Origin of the sequence: Mariniflexile sp. TRM1-10 (assembly GCF_003425985.1) — a bacterium.
Taxonomy (GTDB): domain Bacteria; phylum Bacteroidota; class Bacteroidia; order Flavobacteriales; family Flavobacteriaceae; genus Mariniflexile.
In genome coordinates this window covers 3763216-3780644 of the sequence record NZ_CP022985.1, presented here as the reverse complement: position 1 = coordinate 3780644, position 17429 = coordinate 3763216, and the positions used below count along the sequence as shown (strand labels likewise).

The 17429-nt window shown below is 35.2% G+C and carries 12 protein-coding genes and 2 pseudogenes; 8 read left to right on the top strand and 6 right to left on the bottom strand.

The genetic code is table 11. The annotated features are described in order from the left end of the window. Positions 1-25: 25 nt before the first annotated feature. Genes CJ739_RS15610 through CJ739_RS15600 form a run of 3 tightly spaced genes read left to right on the top strand, consistent with a single transcriptional unit; the run spans position 26 to position 4734 of the window. Complete coding sequence (locus CJ739_RS15610) at positions 26-1366, top strand: RNA/DNA-binding domain-containing protein (RefSeq protein WP_117176956.1); 1341 nt, start codon at positions 26-28, stop codon at positions 1364-1366. After that, positions 1363-4506: a type I restriction endonuclease subunit R gene (locus CJ739_RS15605; protein ID WP_117176955.1), complete on the top strand. Its 3144-nt coding sequence runs from the start codon at positions 1363-1365 to the stop codon at positions 4504-4506. Before CJ739_RS15610 ends, CJ739_RS15605 begins: the two co-directional genes overlap by 4 nt. 21 nt (positions 4507-4527) lie before the next feature. After that, positions 4528-4734 (top strand): hypothetical protein, encoded by a 207-nt coding sequence (locus CJ739_RS15600; protein ID WP_117176954.1) that lies wholly within the window; start codon positions 4528-4530, stop codon positions 4732-4734. A gap of 77 nt (positions 4735-4811) precedes the next feature. Here the strand turns inward: CJ739_RS15600 and CJ739_RS15595 are convergent, their stop codons facing one another. Together CJ739_RS15595 and CJ739_RS15590 are read right to left on the bottom strand one after the other, a co-directional pair. After that, on the bottom strand, positions 4812-6152 hold the full coding sequence (locus CJ739_RS15595) for an exonuclease domain-containing protein (RefSeq protein ID WP_117176953.1): 1341 nt from the start codon (positions 6150-6152) through the stop codon (positions 4812-4814). Then, positions 6149-6919 carry an XRE family transcriptional regulator gene (locus CJ739_RS15590; RefSeq protein ID WP_117179056.1) on the bottom strand — a complete coding sequence of 257 codons (771 nt, stop codon included), beginning with the start codon at positions 6917-6919 and terminating at the stop codon, positions 6149-6151. The genes CJ739_RS15595 and CJ739_RS15590 overlap by 4 nt, the downstream gene beginning before the upstream one ends. Before the next feature lie 477 nt (positions 6920-7396). On the opposite strand from CJ739_RS15590, the gene CJ739_RS15585 reads away from it, so the two are divergent. The 5 genes and pseudogenes from CJ739_RS15585 to CJ739_RS20775 form a co-directional block, all read left to right on the top strand. After that, complete coding sequence (locus CJ739_RS15585) at positions 7397-8596, top strand: phospholipase D family protein (protein WP_117176952.1); 1200 nt, start codon at positions 7397-7399, stop codon at positions 8594-8596. Between the two features lie 31 nt (positions 8597-8627). Further along, positions 8628-9326 (top strand): Crp/Fnr family transcriptional regulator, encoded by a 699-nt coding sequence (locus CJ739_RS15580; protein WP_162880239.1) that lies wholly within the window; start codon positions 8628-8630, stop codon positions 9324-9326. A 75-nt stretch (positions 9327-9401) separates the two neighbouring features. Beyond that, a complete protein-coding gene (locus CJ739_RS15575; protein ID WP_117176950.1) occupies positions 9402-9854 on the top strand; it encodes a carboxymuconolactone decarboxylase family protein in 453 nt (150 codons plus the stop codon). A 360-nt stretch (positions 9855-10214) separates the two neighbouring features. Continuing rightward, positions 10215-11771 carry a Fic family protein gene (locus CJ739_RS15570; RefSeq protein WP_117176949.1) on the top strand — a complete coding sequence of 519 codons (1557 nt, stop codon included), beginning with the start codon at positions 10215-10217 and terminating at the stop codon, positions 11769-11771. Between the two features lie 155 nt (positions 11772-11926). Further along, positions 11927-12052 (top strand): annotated as a pseudogene (locus CJ739_RS20775) (hypothetical protein); the annotation flags it as partial. Positions 12053-12114: 62 nt separating this feature from the next. Here the strand turns inward: CJ739_RS20775 and CJ739_RS15560 are convergent. The 4 genes and pseudogenes from CJ739_RS15560 to CJ739_RS15545 form a co-directional block, all read right to left on the bottom strand. Beyond that, the gene (locus tag CJ739_RS15560) at positions 12115-12723 is read right to left on the bottom strand and encodes a DUF1989 domain-containing protein (protein ID WP_117176947.1); all 609 of its coding nucleotides are present in this window, start codon (positions 12721-12723) and stop codon (positions 12115-12117) included. Beyond that, positions 12720-13400, bottom strand: a pseudogene (gene gntA / locus CJ739_RS15555) (guanitoxin biosynthesis heme-dependent pre-guanitoxin N-hydroxylase GntA); the annotation flags it as partial. The pseudogene gntA and the gene CJ739_RS15560, both read right to left, overlap by 4 nt. 721 nt (positions 13401-14121) lie before the next feature. Continuing rightward, positions 14122-15462 (bottom strand): DUF6055 domain-containing protein, encoded by a 1341-nt coding sequence (locus CJ739_RS15550; protein ID WP_117176944.1) that lies wholly within the window; start codon positions 15460-15462, stop codon positions 14122-14124. A gap of 5 nt (positions 15463-15467) precedes the next feature. Next, the gene (locus CJ739_RS15545) at positions 15468-17429 is read right to left on the bottom strand and encodes a glycoside hydrolase family 97 protein (protein WP_117176942.1); all 1962 of its coding nucleotides are present in this window, start codon (positions 17427-17429) and stop codon (positions 15468-15470) included.

Below are 17429 nucleotides of genomic sequence, written 5' to 3'. Positions count from 1 at the left end.
ACCTAAGAAAATCAGAAAAGAATAAATGACAGAAACCAACCGAATAGAATATAAAGCTGAACTCACCAAAGACTTAGATTTGGAAAAAGAGGTGGTTGCCTTTTTAAACTATCATGAAGGCGGTTTGGTGTATATCGGTATTGAAAAAACTGGAAAAACGATTGGTGTAGTTGACCCAGATGGTGATATGCTAAAAATTAAAGACCGTATAAAAAATAACATCTCCCCTTCGGCTATGGGCTTGTTTGATGTGGTTTCAGAAGATAAAGACGGCAAGACCATCATAAAAATAATTGTTGCCAGTGGTAGCGAAAAACCGTATTTCAAAAAGAAATATGGCATGACTGAAAAAGGTAGTTTCATTCGTATAGGTACGTCAGCTGAACCCATGCCGCAAGCTATAATTGATAAACTTTTCGCTTCCCGTACCCGTAACTCCATAGGAAAAATAAAATCGCATCGTCAAGACTTGAATTTTGAACAGCTTCATATCTATTACCAAGAAAATGGCAAACCTCTTAACAAACAGTTTAAAAAGAACTTAGAGCTGCTTACTGAAGACGGTTTTTTGAATTATGCGGCATACCTTTTAGCAGATGTTAACAATGTATCCATTAAAGTAGCCAAATATAAAGGTCTAAATAGAGTCGAGTTAATAGAAAACAACGAATATGGATATTGTTCCCTTATTAAGGCAACAAAAAGTGTATTGGATAAAATTGCAGTGGAAAATACAACTTTTGCAACCATCACATCAAAGCATCGGATTGAACGGAAGTTATGGAACCCTATTGCCTTGCGGGAAGCCATATATAATGCGATAGTCCATAACGACTATACACGTGAAGTTCCACCCAAGTTTGAAATATTTGATGATAGAATTGAAATAACGTCAGCAGGTTCATTACCTGAAGGATTAAGTGAAATGGATTTTTTTGAAGGCGTTTCTATCCCAAGAAATAAAGAATTAATGCGTGTTTATAGAGATTTGGAATTGGTAGAGCAACTGGGTTCTGGTGTTCCAAGAATTATGGAGAGCTATGGTAAAGAATGTTTTAGATTTATGGATAACTTTACGCGAATGACATTTCCTGCTTCTGAAAAGGTTACCGAGCAAGTTACCGAGCAAGTTACCGAGCAAGTTACCGAGCAAGTTAAAAATCTATTATTGGTTTTAGATAAACCGTATAGCACAAACGAACTGATGGAACGATTGGGGCTAACGCACAGAGAGTATTTTAGAACAGAATATATTCAAAAATCTTTAGAATTGGGCTTAATTGAAATGACAATACCTGATAAGCCAAAGAGCAGTAAGCAAAAATATAGACTAACCCAAAAAGGTAAGAATAGGAAAACCCAATGAAATTTACAGAAGCAAAATTAGAAGACGCATTTATAGAATTATTGGGTAACGAAGCATACCCACATTATTTAGGAAATACTATAAACCGTGATCCCGAAGAAGTGCTCATTGAAGAAGATTTGATAGCGTTTCTGCTAAATCAATATAAATCTGAAGGACTTACCCTTACAGAAGCTAAGTCTATTGTTTTGCAGTTAAAAACTTTGCCAGCATCCGATTTGTACGAAACCAATAAAAAGGCAACGCAATGGCTATCTGATGGTTTTAGCTTTAAGCGTGAAGACCGTAACCAAAAAGATATTTGGGTTTACTTAATCGACTATTCTAAAGAGAACAGCAATAGCTACAAGTTCGTCAACCAACTGGAAATTGTAGACACAGAAAAAAGAATCCCGGACGGAATCATTTATATCAATGGCATTCCGGTAGTGGTATTTGAGTTTAAAACTGCTATTCAAGAAAATTGTACCATTCATAATGCCTACATTCAGCTTACCACAAGATATCAAAGGGACATTCCAGAACTGTTTAAGTACAATGCCTTTTGCGTAATTAGTGATGGTGTCAACAATAAAGCAGGGTCTTTTTTTGCACCTTATGAGTTTTTTTATGCGTGGCGCAGAATTTCAGGTTTAGCCAAAGATGTGGATGGTATAGATAGCATGTTTACACTTGTTCAAGGCATGTTGCACCAAAACCGCCTTAGAGACATTATTCAAAATTTTATTTACATTCCAGATACGTCTAAAAAAGATGAGAAAATTGTTTGTCGTTATCCTCAGTACTATGCTGCAAGAGCCTTATACGACAACATTAAAAAGGCTCAGAAACCCGAAGGAGATGGCAAAGGAGGCACTTATTTTGGTGCAACAGGAAGTGGTAAGAGCTACACCATGCTTTATCTCACAAGGTTGTTGATGAAAAGCGGGCATTTTGAAAACCCAACAATCGTTTTAATTACTGACCGTACCGATTTAGACGACCAACTTTCAGGGCAATTCACCAATGCCAAAGTATTTATAGGTGACGATACCATTAAAAGTGTAGAAAGTAGAGCGGAATTGAGGGAGTTGCTACAAGGACGTGCCAGTGGTGGTGTGTTTTTAACCACCATTCACAAGTTTACAGAAGATATAGAATTACTCACCGAGCGCACCAACGTCATCTGTATTTCAGACGAAGCGCATAGAAGCCAAACCAATTTAGACCAAAAAGTAAGGGTTACGGAATACGGCGTTAAAAAGTCTTTTGGCTTTGCCAAATACCTACACGACTCGTTACCCAACGCCACTTTTGTAGGCTTTACAGGCACACCTATTGATGCCACCTTGGATGTGTTTGGTAAGGTGGTAGATGTTTATACCATGACAGAATCCGTTAAGGATGAAATCACGGTAAAAATCGTGTACGAAGGCAGAGCTGCTAAAATAGCCTTATACAATAGTGAATTAGAAAAAATAGAAGCATATTATCAAGTAGCCGAAGAATCTGGCGCTAATGAGTACCAAATTGAGGAAAGTAAAAAGCAATCAGCCAATATGAATGCTATTTTAGGAGATCCAGATAGATTGAATGAATTAGCCACGGACTTTGTAAAGCATTATGAAAATCGTGTTACGGAAGGAGCTACCGTTAAGGGCAAGGCCATGTTTGTTTCTAGCTCTCGTGAAATCGCCTATGAGTTTTATAAAAATGTCATAGAACTAAAACCCGAATGGAATGTTGTAAGAGTTGCTGAAGAAGGTGCGGCATTGAGCGATAGGGATAAAAGGGAAATAAAACCTATGGAGCGCATCAAAATGATTATGACCCGTGGTAAGGATGACCCAAAAGAAATGTACGATTTATTGGGAACTAAAGAGTACCGTAAGGAATTAGATAGGCAGTTTAAAAATGAAAAATCTAATTTTAAAATTGCCATTGTGGTAGACATGTGGTTGACTGGTTTTGACGTTCCCTTCTTAGATAGTATTTATATTGATAAGCCCATACAACAGCACAATTTAATTCAGACGATTTCTCGTGTAAACCGCAAATTTAAAGGCAAAAACAAAGGTTTGGTAGTTGACTACATCGGCATCAAAAATCAAATGAATTTAGCCTTAAAGAAATACTCGGAAGGTGACAAAGATAATTTTGAAGATATCCAGCAATCTTTAATAGTGGTTAGAAATCACTTGGATTTACTTTCCAAGCTCTTTCATAAATTTGATAATACCAAATACTTTCAAGGAACTCCATTAGAGCAGTTAAACACACTTAATATGGCTGCGGAATATGCTCAGCTTACAAAAGAGTTGGAAACTCGCTTTATGGGTTTAGTTAAAAGGCTTAAAGCAGCTTATGACATATGTGCCGGTAGTGAGCAGTTGACACAGGAAGAAAGAGATTATACCCATTTCTATTTGGCAGTAAGATCCATTGTTTTTAAACTAACAAAGGGTGATGCACCCGATACCGCCCAAATGAATGCCAAAGTAAGGGAAATGATTAAAAATGCCTTACAAAGTGATGGTGTTGATGAAATCTTCAAAATGGGTGAAGAAACCCAAAAAGAGCAGGATCTTTTTGATGAAGACTATTTGGCCAAGATTGATAAAATAAAGCTTCCTAATACCAAGATAAAATTACTTCAACAGCTTTTGGCCCGTGCCATAGGTGAAATGAAGAAAGTAAACAAGGTTAAAGGGGTTGACTTCTCAAAGAAAATGGAATTCTTGGTTGACAAATATAACCAAAGAGATGAAAACGATGTTTTTAGAAGTGAAGTCTATGAAGAAATGGCAGAACACCTTACTAACCTTATATGGGATGTCTACAAAGAATTTAAAGCTGGAGATGAATTAGGGATTGATTTTGAGGAAAAAGCCTTTTATGACATTTTAAAAGAACTGTGCATTAAATATGATTTTACTTATCCGGAAGACAAATTGATTGAGTTAGCCAAAGCGGTCAAAGATTTGGTTGACAGTCAAGCCAAATTTCCTGATTGGAGCAAACGTGCCGATATAAAATCAGCACTTAAGGTTGGTTTAATTCTACTCTTGGATGAATTCGGTTACCCTCCAGTTGAACGCGATGAGGTTTACAAAGAAATTTTTGAGCAAGCTGAGAATTTTAAAAAATATAATAAAGTATAAATTAAATAAATACAATTAAATATGATTGGGTTATCAAATATAATAATGGAATTAGCGTCTTACGAAATGTTTAGAAGTGTAGAATCAATAGATTTCAATGCAATAAGCAAAGATCATATTGGTGATATTCAAGCAATTTTTAATGGCCAAAATATAAAAGTGCAAGTCTTTTCAAATGATGATGCAGATTCAGTAGCAAAAAAGATAATTGATCATGCTAAATTTTAAAATTGGATTTGCTAATATATAAGTTATAAATCATTTAATAAATAGACTCCCGAGTTGGATAAATCCTGTATGGCTATTTATCTCCCCACAGACATATAACTTCTAATAATCTTCTGAACATCCACATTATCCTTTTGGGGAATCAAATAAGTCTCTAAATCCTCTTTTGAAATGATTTGTTCCGATCGGTCTATAAAGCCATAGCCTGCATACACGCTATTTCTAATCATCACAAAGGCTTCTTCTTCGGCATGACGGCCTTTTTCTTTGATAACCATATCTTTGGCGTATTCCATAGTATGCTTTATGGCGTTTTGAACACGGCTATTGTAATCATGGACAGATTCATTTTCAATACAAACGCCCTTACAGGTTTTAATGAGGTAATGTGAACATTGGGCAACTCCTTCTTGTAGATGGCAATACTTGGGGCATAATTCAAATTGCATGCAAAGTCGTTCTAAAAATTGTCTGCAATCCGTAATGTTATAAAAGGTCAGTAATGGGTTGGGTGCTCCTTTTAAGATATTGTATGCCAAATGGATGATGCCGTTTCTGTCCTCAAACATAAAAATGGCATAGGCTTTAGGTATTCTTTTGGCAGCTTGGTTATACTCTGGAAAATGCTTTTTTATGGCGGCATCTTCCATAAGAAGTGCGATAAGCTCACTGCCTGATAGTTCAAAATCGATATCGGCTGTTTCCCTGCAAAGGTTAAGTTCCCGTTCCGTTTTATTATAAAAATGACCCAAGACCCGTTTCTTTAAATCTTTTGCTTTGCCTACATAAATGACTTTCCCTTTTTTGTTCTTAAAATAATAAACGCCTGCTTCGTTTGGTATCGCATTAAATACGGCACTTGGTAAATGTGGAGGTAAAGTGGCTTCTTTAGACGATTTTTTAAGAAAGTCATTAATGACGATTTCAGAACCATCGGTTTGTAATAACTTTTCAAAAAGGATGACGGTGGCTTCGGCATCTCCTCTAGCCCTATGCCTTCCGTTGATGTCAATATCCAAGGCCCGGCAAATTTTACCCAAGCTATAAGACTTGTGGCCAGGAATCAATTTTCTGGAGAGTCGCACCGTACAAAGCTTTTTTCTTGTGAAATCAATCCCTAATGCCTTGAACTCATTCCGTATCACATTGTAATCAAAATTGACACTATGGGCAACAAAAACCATCCCCTCCGTAATGGCTAAAACGGTATCTGCTATTTCTGAGAAAGTTGGTGCATTGGCAACCATAAAATTATCAATGCCCGTTAAGACTGTTATGTAATCGGGTATATAACTTTGGGGATTGACCAAAGAGGTAAATTCATCTATGACTTTATCACCATCATATTTGAAAATAGATATTTCCGTGATTTTATTCCCTTGTCCCGTAGTCTCAATATCAATGATGGTGTACATTATTTTATTTTTTCTAAGGCCTTTAATTCAACTCCTAATTCATTAAACATGTTGATGATACTGCTTATTTTTAGTTCTTGCTCACTATATTCTTGGGTGTTGATACTACATGTAAACTCCCATAATTCAAGGACCTCGTCTATGGGGACACTGTAGTCGTGATAGGTTTTATTGTCTGATATTAGGAGCAGTGAATTATTCAGTTCAATGTTGTTAATGACCCGTTTATAAACCATCCCCTCATTAAGGGTCACAAGCACGTAGGTTTTTCCACTTTTTATATCGTTTCTGTCTTCCACAAAACGCCCCACCACATAAGAGCCACTTTTCATGGGCAACATGGAATCTCCCTTTATGGGAAAGGCTCTGTGCTTTCCTGTTGGTAGAAATGGGAGTTTTATTTTTTCCAACTGTTCTATGTATTCAGGATCATCGTAGCCAGCCAAATAGCCAGCAGAGGCTTTTATCGGAACGACTTCAATCAGGTCATTATTGTCATTATCTACGGTAATCGGAAACAGGATACGTTGGTTTCCTATGTCTATAAAAGAAGTGTCCGTTGCTTTTGTTAGGTCGTTCTTCAACAAAATATCAATAGGTAACTTAAAATAATCAGAGATTTTAATCAACATCTCAATCGTGGGTGCTGAACGCTCTTCTTCGTATGAGCTGATGCGTGAACGGGTTACCTGAAGCACATCCGCAAGGGTTTCTTGTGTGAGTCCTTTCAGATGGCGTAAATGCCGAAGGTTTTTTGAAATCATTTTCATAATGCTACAAATATAAGCAATAATTGCTACATTGTGTAGCTTATTTTGTTGCATGAGAAAAATTTTTGGCTACCATTGATTGGTATTGATTTTTGCTTCCATTGTTGTAAACAGGCATAAGACAGAAGGAAAGCATTGTTATGCAACTACCTTGTTGAATATCCTGAAAGATGGGTTTTATCTAGGTCAGCTCTTATAAATACTGCATATGCTAAAAGCGCTACAAAAAATGCCATGTGCTAACAAAGAACTCCTAAAAAACAAATCTTTTAGGCTATTTTTAAACAAAGTTCTCATTATATGGTATTCCTGATTTAGCAATTGCAAAAGACTGCTGTCATACCTACTTTACATTTTAAAAATGTTTTTTGTAGGTGGTTTTTTATTATATTCGTAAACATATTAACGATATAACTACAATTGTATAGCTGTTTGTTGTGGTTATACGGGTGTTAGCCACAACCAAAAAACTGAACTTTGAAAATCATTACAACACCAAATAAATTAGAAAAGGAGTTTTTAAAATCATTAGACAATTATTCTAATTATTACTGGACAACAGCTTGGGCAAGTTCAAAATCAGAACCATTCAAAAAACTTATTGAAAACAATCATAAAATAAGTAAAATAGTAGTTGGAATACATTTTTACCAAACACATCCCGAATTTATTGAAACATTTCTAGATAATAAGAATGTGAGATTTATAAAACAACCTAGTGGAACTTTCCATCCAAAATTATTTCTTTTTTTTAATAACTCACAAGATTGGAAAATAATTTTAGGTAGCGCAAATTTTACAAAATCAGCATTTACTGAAAATACTGAAATTTCAACTGTAATAACACCTAAAGACTTAAACTCTAATGAAGTCTTGGAAACTACTTTCAGTTTTATAGAAAAAACTTGGAATGATGCTAAATACTTTGACAAAAAAGAATTAGAAGATTATAAAACAGTCTGGAAAAATCAAAAACCAAAAAGAGATAGTCTATCTGGTAATTATGGCAATACGAAAATAACAAATAACAAACCTATTCATCAAGCATCCATAGTTAATATGAAATGGAACGATTTTGTTGAAAATGTTAAGAATGCAGAATACCATTCATTAAATGCGAGAATTGGTGTTCTAGATGTTTGTAGAGAATTATTTAATAAATCAAATTCATTCTCTGATTTAACAAAAGATGAAAGGAAATTTATTGCAGGTGTCCCAAATAAACTTAATGTCAAAGAAGGAATAGAATGGGCTTATTTTGGAAGTATGAAAGGAAATGGAAAGTTTAATAAGCAAATTGGAGAAAATAATATTGAGATTTCAAATGCACTCGATGAAATACCTCTTTTTGGTCAAATAACTAAAAACCATTTCAATAAATTTATAGTTCATTTTAAAAATGTATTTCCAGGAAAGAACTTAATAACAGCTTCGAGATTACTTGCTATGAAAAGACCTGATGTTTTTGTGTGTCTCTCAAGTAAAAATAAAACTTCAATAAGTCAAAATTTTGGAATAATTAAGTCGAGACTAGATTATGAGAGTTATTGGGAAGATATAATAATGAGAATTTATGACTCTGAATGGTGGCTGAATCCAAACCCAAAAGATAATATCGAAAAGAAAATTAGTCAAGGAAGGTCAGCATTTTTGGATGCATTATATTATGAGGAATAAAAAGGCAGTGGCTAACACCGTATAAAAAAAATTGCTAGTTTTAGCTAAACCAAAGTTAGTTGCCCGTTTGCTTGCTTCTGATTTTCCTTCGGAAAATCCTCGCACACAAACACGCAACTTTCCTTATACCAACCGTTGGCGGTCATTAATAGAACCACATAGGAAGATGAAAGAAATATTGGAATATACGAATAGAGTTTCACCACTTGACCCCATTGCGATGGAGGACTTTCTTAAGGCATTTGAACTCAAGACTTTTTCAAAGGGAGACTTTATTTTAAGGGCAGACCAAGCGTGTAAGCATTACTACTACATAAAATCAGGACTTACAAAATCCCATTTTTATAAGGAGGATAAGGAATTTATAATGACTTTTTTTAAAGAGGGCATGATGTTTACTGAAATTAGTAGTTATCTCACAGAACAACCTTCAAAATATATGATTATGGCGTTAGAGGAAACTATCGTTTACTCTATAAGCAAAAAGGAAATATTGGATTTGTGCAAAAGACATCATACCATTGAAGCCCTGTTTAGCAAACTATTTTCATTTGCTACTTTGGGAATGATGAAACGTATCAGTGAAATGCTCGAAGAAAATGCAACTAGACGTTACAAAAACTATATCGAAGAAAATAATGGACTATTACAACGAATCAGTCTTGGAGATCTATCCAACTATTTAGGCATAACACAAGTTTCATTAAGTAGAATACGTGCCCAAAAATGATTTTTTATCATTTGTAAAAAAAAATTTGTTGTTTCCTAGAGACCTTTGTTCCATAACAAAACAAAATAATAAATTATGGAATCAAGAATGAAAAATCCCGCAATGATTTTAAACGTTAACCCAGCAATTCAAACAATAATGGGGTCAATATACCAAAGTGGTATTTCCTTTGAATTACTGGAATACGTTGGTTTAAGAGTAGGGCAAATGAATAATTGTGAACTGTGTATTGGTGAATCGATAGTGAGAGCCAAAAATAATGCTTCTACAAGAGACAGAATCGAGCACGTATTGGAATGGAAACATTCTAAAATGTTCAATGAGGCAGAGCAAACTGCACTAGAATTAACAGAATCTGTTACTGAATTAAAGAACAAATATCAATCTGTACCAGACGAACTTTGGCTCAGGGTTGAAAAATATTTTGACGAAAAGGAACGAGCAGCTTTGATAATGTTTATATGTTCGATGAATATGTTTACACGTATTAATGTAGCTACAAAACAAATAACAGCGGAATGGGAGTAAGAACAGGGTTTGAGATCGTAAAAATCCGGGCATGTTATTGAGAGTAATAACAACAAACCGCTAACAAGGTATATGAAAAATAGGCGAAATAGTAATAAATTCAAAGCGTTGGGCTGTTACCAAACTTGTGCTCAACCGAAAGTCCAGTGCTTCGTAATCGCCTATTTTTCATATACTAACCGTTAGCATACATTAGAACAATTCAGTTATAAATCATTTATTTTTGAATAAGTTTTAGTATGTTTGCACGCAAGGCTAATTTTAACACGTCACGTAAGGCTAATTAAAGCACAACTTGTTAGGCTAAATTTGACACAAAAATAGAACTGCAATTAAATATAAAAAACAGCATTTATTCATATGGCTACACCAGGAGAAAAACTCGCAGCATCACTTCAGATTCTTCGTGAAATTCAAGAAGAACAAAACATTGTAGCAATAAAAACATCTGAAATAAATAGAACACATCGCGAACGACTTACCAAAAATGGATTTTTAAAAGAAGTCGCCAAAGGTTGGTATATAGCAGCAAATCCAAATGAGAATTTAGGGGATAGTACTTCTTGGTACACATCATATTGGCAATTTTGTTCAAGATATTTAAAAGATAAATATAACAATGCTTATTGCATTTCTGCAGAGCAATCTATTTTAATGCATTCAGGCAATAACACAGTTCCTAGTCAATTAATTATTCGTAGCCCTAAAGCACCAAATAAGAACATCCCCCTTTTATATAATACCTCATTATTTGAAATGAAATCTCCATTACCAAATACAGCGGAGATAATAGAAGTCAACGGAATAAGAATGTTAACTATTACTTCTGCCTTAATTAATTGCTCACCTACAATGTTCGAAAAAAATCCGACCGACATGAGAACTATTTTGGCATTAATTCCAGACTCATCTGAATTACTTAAACAACTATTAGATGGCTCTCATTCAGTAATTGCAGGCAGATTGGCTGGAGCTTTTCGGAATATTGGTCAAATCCGAATAGCTGACGAAATTGTTTCTACAATGAAAATGGCAGATTTCGATGTGAGAGAAATAGACCCTTTTGAAAACAAACTACCTATTAGACTATCCTTTAGAGAAAAGTCACCATATGCAAATAGAATAAAAATCATGTGGGAAGAATACAGAAAAGTAGTAATTAAAAATTTTCCAGATGGTCCAGGACTTGCCAAAAATCATGAAGAATATTTAAACTCGGTGGACCAAATATATTTGACTGATGCATACCATTCTTTATCTATTGAAAGATACACCGTATCTGTGGACCTAATTGAAAAAGTAAGAAGTGGTAATTGGAATATAGAAGAAAATAATGAAGACAGAAATCAACGAGATGCAATGGCTGCCAGAGGTTATTGGCAAGCCACCCAATCAATAAAAAGTAGTATTAAAAAAATTCTAAATGGCACCAATTCAGGGACCGTTGCGGACCAAGACCATACCAAATGGTACCAAGAATTATTCGCTCCTAGTGTTACAGTTGGAATTTTAAAGGCCTCAGATTTGGCTGGATATAGAACAAATCAAGTATATATTTCACAATCACAACATGTTCCGTTGAATAAAGAAGCTGTAAGAGATGCAATGCCAATCCTTTTCGAATTGTTGGAAAACGAAAGTAATGCAGGAGTCCGAGCTGTACTTGGCCATTTTATCTTTGTTTACATTCATCCATTTATGGATGGCAATGGAAGAATGGCTAGATTTTTAATGAATTTAATGCTCGCATCAGGCGGATATCCCTGGACAGTGATTCCAGTAGAAGAACGCAAAGCATATATGAATTCATTAGAAAAAGCAAGTGTTGAAGGTGATATTAAGTCGTTCACTCTTTTTATTTCCAATTTAGTTAGAGAGAGTCTTAAAGGAACTCCTATTGCGAAATTAAAAACATAACAATAAAAAAAAGTATGCCAACAATGGTAACTGTTGCGCAACTCCTAATTCCAAATAAATCAATAAATTTTGACACTACTAAAAAATATAAATCATTAAAAACAAGCGATTTACTGTTTACCGAGTTGTAGCCTTCCCTAAAGAATCCAACGGAACTGACTGAATTAATTGGAAATAATTCTATAAGACAAGATTGGATAAAAGATGCATGGAACAGGCCTTATAAATATACGGTTATGGAAAATGGAAAAGGATTTTCAATCATATCTGCTGGTGCTGACGGAAGATTTGGGGTAATTCTTCCATTTTTCGCAAACCATATTCTACATAAAGAAGTTTTGTATTACATAGGTTTGTCTAAAGATGCATTAGTGACAACAAAATGGATAGGTTTAAATGTTCCGCCATTACTATCTTCTGCAGAGCAAGCCGTTAAACCCACGATGAGATCCATTTCGGCTTTAAACCTTATTAAATCACCTGGCCTAGACGTTGGAGGTAACACTTTAAGCTGACCCGTTTTGTCAAACTGGACATTCATAAAAATGTTGAAAGCTGTTGGAATATCATCCAATTCAATGCCATAACCCATCAAACTTTTATTTAAATTTTCCAAGCAACTTGGGTGATAGGCAGGATTATGATACATGATCTTAAATGTCTCTGGACTGCATGGTGCTAATAGAAAATCATTCCTTCCGTTACTGTCTTCCATGATTTCCATCATTTTTCGTGAACGATTACTCCACAAAAAATGTCCTTTGGTCAATAATATCGTTTCTTCAAAGTCCATGGTTTTTCCAGAGGATATTTTTTCTTTTATATCATCACGATTAAAAAGCACCATATCGCTTACTTGTTGACCAAGCGGATCGATAACAGTAAGCATATCGCCTTTATTCATTTCAAATGCTGCACCAGATTGAGGCGCTATAATATGTACTACACTCATAAATTTTTATTTTTAGGTTTAAAAGGGCATTCCCACTCATGCCCCACTGCCCTTCCACTATATTGTTTAGTCTCTGTATCTGAACCAAAATCACGTAATACAGGGTTAATACTTCCTTGTAATTTCTTATCGCGTCTACGTATTCTTTTTTTAACACTTTGATAGGTTCCCATCTCCCTCAATTTTTCAAATTGCCAATGTAAATTAAAAACGATGGTACAATAAGGCGCTTTTCTTGCTATTCTTGAACTTTGTGGATGCATGCCCAATACATAAAAAGCTTTTCCCTTAATACTAAAACTGAAATTTGACTCATTGGGGTTTTGACTTACATTGGAATCCCATACTACATCATCATGATCATGAAGCCTTTGTAAAAATGTCCACAGCGCATTTTCAAACTGCATTTCTGATTTAAAGGTATTATTTTTAAAACAAATCATTAAAGATTCAAAGTGGTTAGACTCATAATCATACTGATTTAAATAGTTTTCTATATCCAAAAGGATGGGAATTATGATCTTATCAGATGTCATATCCTCATAAATTTTTATATGATAATTATACATAGCAAAAACCGTATTTGCCATGATACAAGGATGTTTTTGTTTAATTATAAAATTTCGATATTCTAGTTCAATTGTATCTGGATTCTGTGGAGTCATAAAATGATCATTTAATTTTTTAAATCGATGCCTGTTATCATTACACTTCTTTCAAAATCCAATCATCAGTAGAATTATTGTTTTCTTTATGTAATAGCAACAAAGTAGATGTCCAAGCAGGACAAAATGCCTATAAACTTTAAATTAACGTGAGTTCGATATAAAACGATATGCAAATTATTGATTATTATATGATTAAAGAATAGTATTTCTGTCACCTCGAGCATTATTGAAAATGAAAATACATTTTTATTTGAAGATAAAAGCGCAGCTTACGAGAGGTTTTTAGACTTTGATACCTTTAAATGAGGTCTCGACTGCGCTCGACCAGACAGTGTTAATACCAATAATTGATTATCAGACAAGAATAAATCGAACTCACGTTAAATTAAAAAAAGCTTCTGGCCACATGTCGTTGCCAGAAGCTTTTTTGCAGAAAAAAAATCGATTATTTTTTCTTTGGAGGATTCGCTGATTTTTGAGTAGTAGGCGATTTTTTTGGAGTACCTTTTTTGTCCTCTTTTCTATCCTCTCTTTTTTGGGTTTCTTTGTTTTCTTTAGTGTTCATAATTCTCTTATTTAAGTTTATTTAAAATTAGATATAACCACCCGTATAAAAGTGCGTAAAAAAGAAAAATAAGAACTCTATCAATTAAATAGTGCTATATACCATTTAACTAGTGCGTATTTCAAAAATTTAGAATAAGTTATTAAGCAAAAAAATATTTATGTATTATTTCAAGCTAGAAGCATCTAATGCCGTACCCACCAATTTAATTTTATAAGGCCATTGAGCATCAGGCTCTTCAGATTTGTGTTCTCCCCAGCGTGCCGGCAACACCCAGTGTTCTTTAGGTGCTCCCATAACAACCAACCATAAATACGCCGTGTTTTCCGGGACTTTAAATTCCACAACACCTTCTGGGTCTTTATGAACATCTCCGTAAATTCTAGTACCATCCTTTAAAGAGGCTAAAAAGCCGTAACGCCATCCAGCACTATCTGCTCTAACTACGTTGTAACCTTTAGCGTCTAAAATGCTTTTAAAACGTAATTGGATGTTGGTTCCTGCTTTTGGCACATGCAGTTTTATACCATTATACCCATAGTTTTGAGGGCAATTGCTAGCGTCTATTTGATACCAACCATCTCCCACATCATTAAATTGGCTTATATGCTGATTGGCATATGGCTTAGCTACCTCTTCTATTCGTTTTAAATCCCAAGTAATAAATTTTCGGGAAGCATCAAACATGTCGTCATTAAATTGTTCTTGTGTTAAGTTATTGATGCGCTTATAAGTGGTAACGGCATCTTCACCTTCTTGGGTTGATCTGCTTAATTTACCCCAGAATTCTATCCCATATTTATGGGACCAATATTCAAGCACATAAGGGGCATGATACATATTTGCAGGATGTAAAAATGCATAATGTGTGCCTTTTAGAAAATCCTTGAGATGATAATTTTCAAAAGTCATCCATTCTGGGTATACCTGCCATAACATATATTGTGCAGACATTTCCATAACCGGCCCTCTAGGTCCCGTTTTACTATCAACACGACTCATGTATTGAAATGAGTGACCAATTTCATGAGCTAATGCTCCATAAGGGGGTTTGTTTATTCGTGTTGCAGGGGTCCATAAAATACCGACTTTTTCTTCCTCGCCACCTCCAAAAGCGGTGTTTTCATCCCCTCCAAAAACATATATCAGTAATTTGTATCTATCACTTATGGAATGCCCTTTTTCTACCAATTTTAAATCATTGACGTAAAAGTTATAAAAGCGCTCACATTCTATGAGTGCTGTTTCAGGGTCAAAACGTCGGGTCGTGTCTATATTAGCCATAGGATGCTCACCATACTCTTTATGCCAAAACATGGCTATATTTTCTGATTCCACCATACGGCTGTAGCTATAAGCGCTTTCAGCACTATCATAATTATTATTTTCTGGAACACGCCAAACCTTAGCAGGAATGTATAATGCTTTCTTATCATTTTCTTCTTGTGCATACATACCAATAATTGCTAAGAAAAAAACCATACAGGCTTTTACAATGGTTTCCATAGTTTCTACTTTTTAGTAATTATGGCAGACCATCCGCCACCTGAAGCCATATTTGCTGTAACTTTTGTGTTTTTATTTACAGATACTGTTTCTATGCTATAGTCCTGGGCAAATCTATCTACATTGGCACCATCCTTAAATAGTTCCATATTAAAAGAGCCCTCTCCTAAGAATGCTAAATCAATTGGTAAGGCCCTTGCATCGGCATCGGTCATTCCCCCAACATACCAAATATCCCCATGTCTTCTGGCGACCACGATATAATTGCCTACAGAGCCATGAAGCACTATCGTTTCGTCCCAAGTGGTTGGAATTTGGGTTATAAAATCTACCGTTTCCTGCTCTTTGTAATAAGTTGATGGCGATTCGCATAGCATCTGCAACGGTGCTTCGTACACCACATACATGGCAACTTGATGGGCTCTAGTACCTAAACTCATGGGGCGCTCAAAACTAATGGCATAATTTTTTGCTTGTTTATTTATCATTGCACCGGGCGTAAAGTCCATAGGACCAGCAACCATACGAATAAAAGGAATGGTCACGGTATGTTCGGGCGTAATGTCTTCACTCCATTTGTTGTTTTCATTGCCTCTTACGCCTTCATAATTAACCACATTTGGATACATACGTCGTAATCCTGAAGGTTTAAACGCACCATGGAAATCTACCAATAGCTCAAGTTCAGCACAGGCTTTTGCAATTTGCTCGTAAGAGTTTACCATGTATTGATCATTGCGTTGCATAAAATCAATTTTAATACCTTTTGCACCCCAACTTTTATAGGTTTCAAGAATTTCCATAAGGTTTTCGTCAAGTGGTTTCCAAAGTACCCAAAGGATGATACCAACACCTTTTTCCTCACCGTATTTTATTAATTCCTTGATATCCATATCGGGATTAAAATGAAGGATATCGGTGGTCGATTTTGTCCAGCCTTCATCCAGAATAACATATTCTATGTTGTTTTTTGAAGCAAAATCTATGTAATACTTATAAGTAGCGGTATTTAAGCCTGCTTTAAAATCGACACCGTAAATGTTGTTGGCATTGTACCAATCCCAAGCGACTTTACCGGGTTTTATCCAGTCTGTATTTTTTAGAACATTGGGTTTCGCTAACTGATAGGTTAAATTGCTTTCTACCAATTTCCGATCGTCGTCCGTAATAACAAAAACACGCCATGGATAGTCTCTGTTTCCTGAAACTTCTGCAATATAATCTGCTTCCTTAGTAATAGTTTGCACACGGTCTGAACGACCATCTTTATCAACAGCTTCCAATACGTATTTTGGAAATACCGCATTTAAAGTCGTACTTCCGCTACCTTTTAAAAACAGACCGGGATAATCGTGAAGCGCTGTTTCCGTAAATAACACCTTTACCTTGTCTGTTATAAATAAAACGGGAAGGCTACAAAACTCATTGGGAGCAATTTCGGGTAGGGATTTATCTAAATACAAGCGTTCGTTGTGGGAATACATAGATTCCTCTTGAGGAAAGAGTGATTTGGTACCTTCGGGAAACCTCAGTGATACGTTTTCTGAAATGACCTGTCGTTTTGCTTTTGCTTCATCTATAAATTGATAAGCCACACCATCATTATAGGCGCGAAAGTTGAGTTTGTAATGCCCGCGATAGGTTATTGACAGTTCTGTGTATTCGTCTTTTATTTTAGAATCTTTATGGGAAACTACAGGATATATGGTTTCGGAGACACTTTTAATAGTATGTTTCTTGACATTTGGATTTGTTCCGAAATCCGTATGGGAAGAAAAATCCATACCCATTTCTGCTTTCTCAATAATAGTGTTTCCGTTTAGGGAAGCAGACCACAGAATCGTATCTGAATTATCAACCCTTATTTGTATGTTACCATCTGGAGATTTGATGTCATAGTGTTGCGCTGATACCTGGTGAACAATTACTAATAAAATAGAGATACAGAAGCATGGTATTGTTTTCAT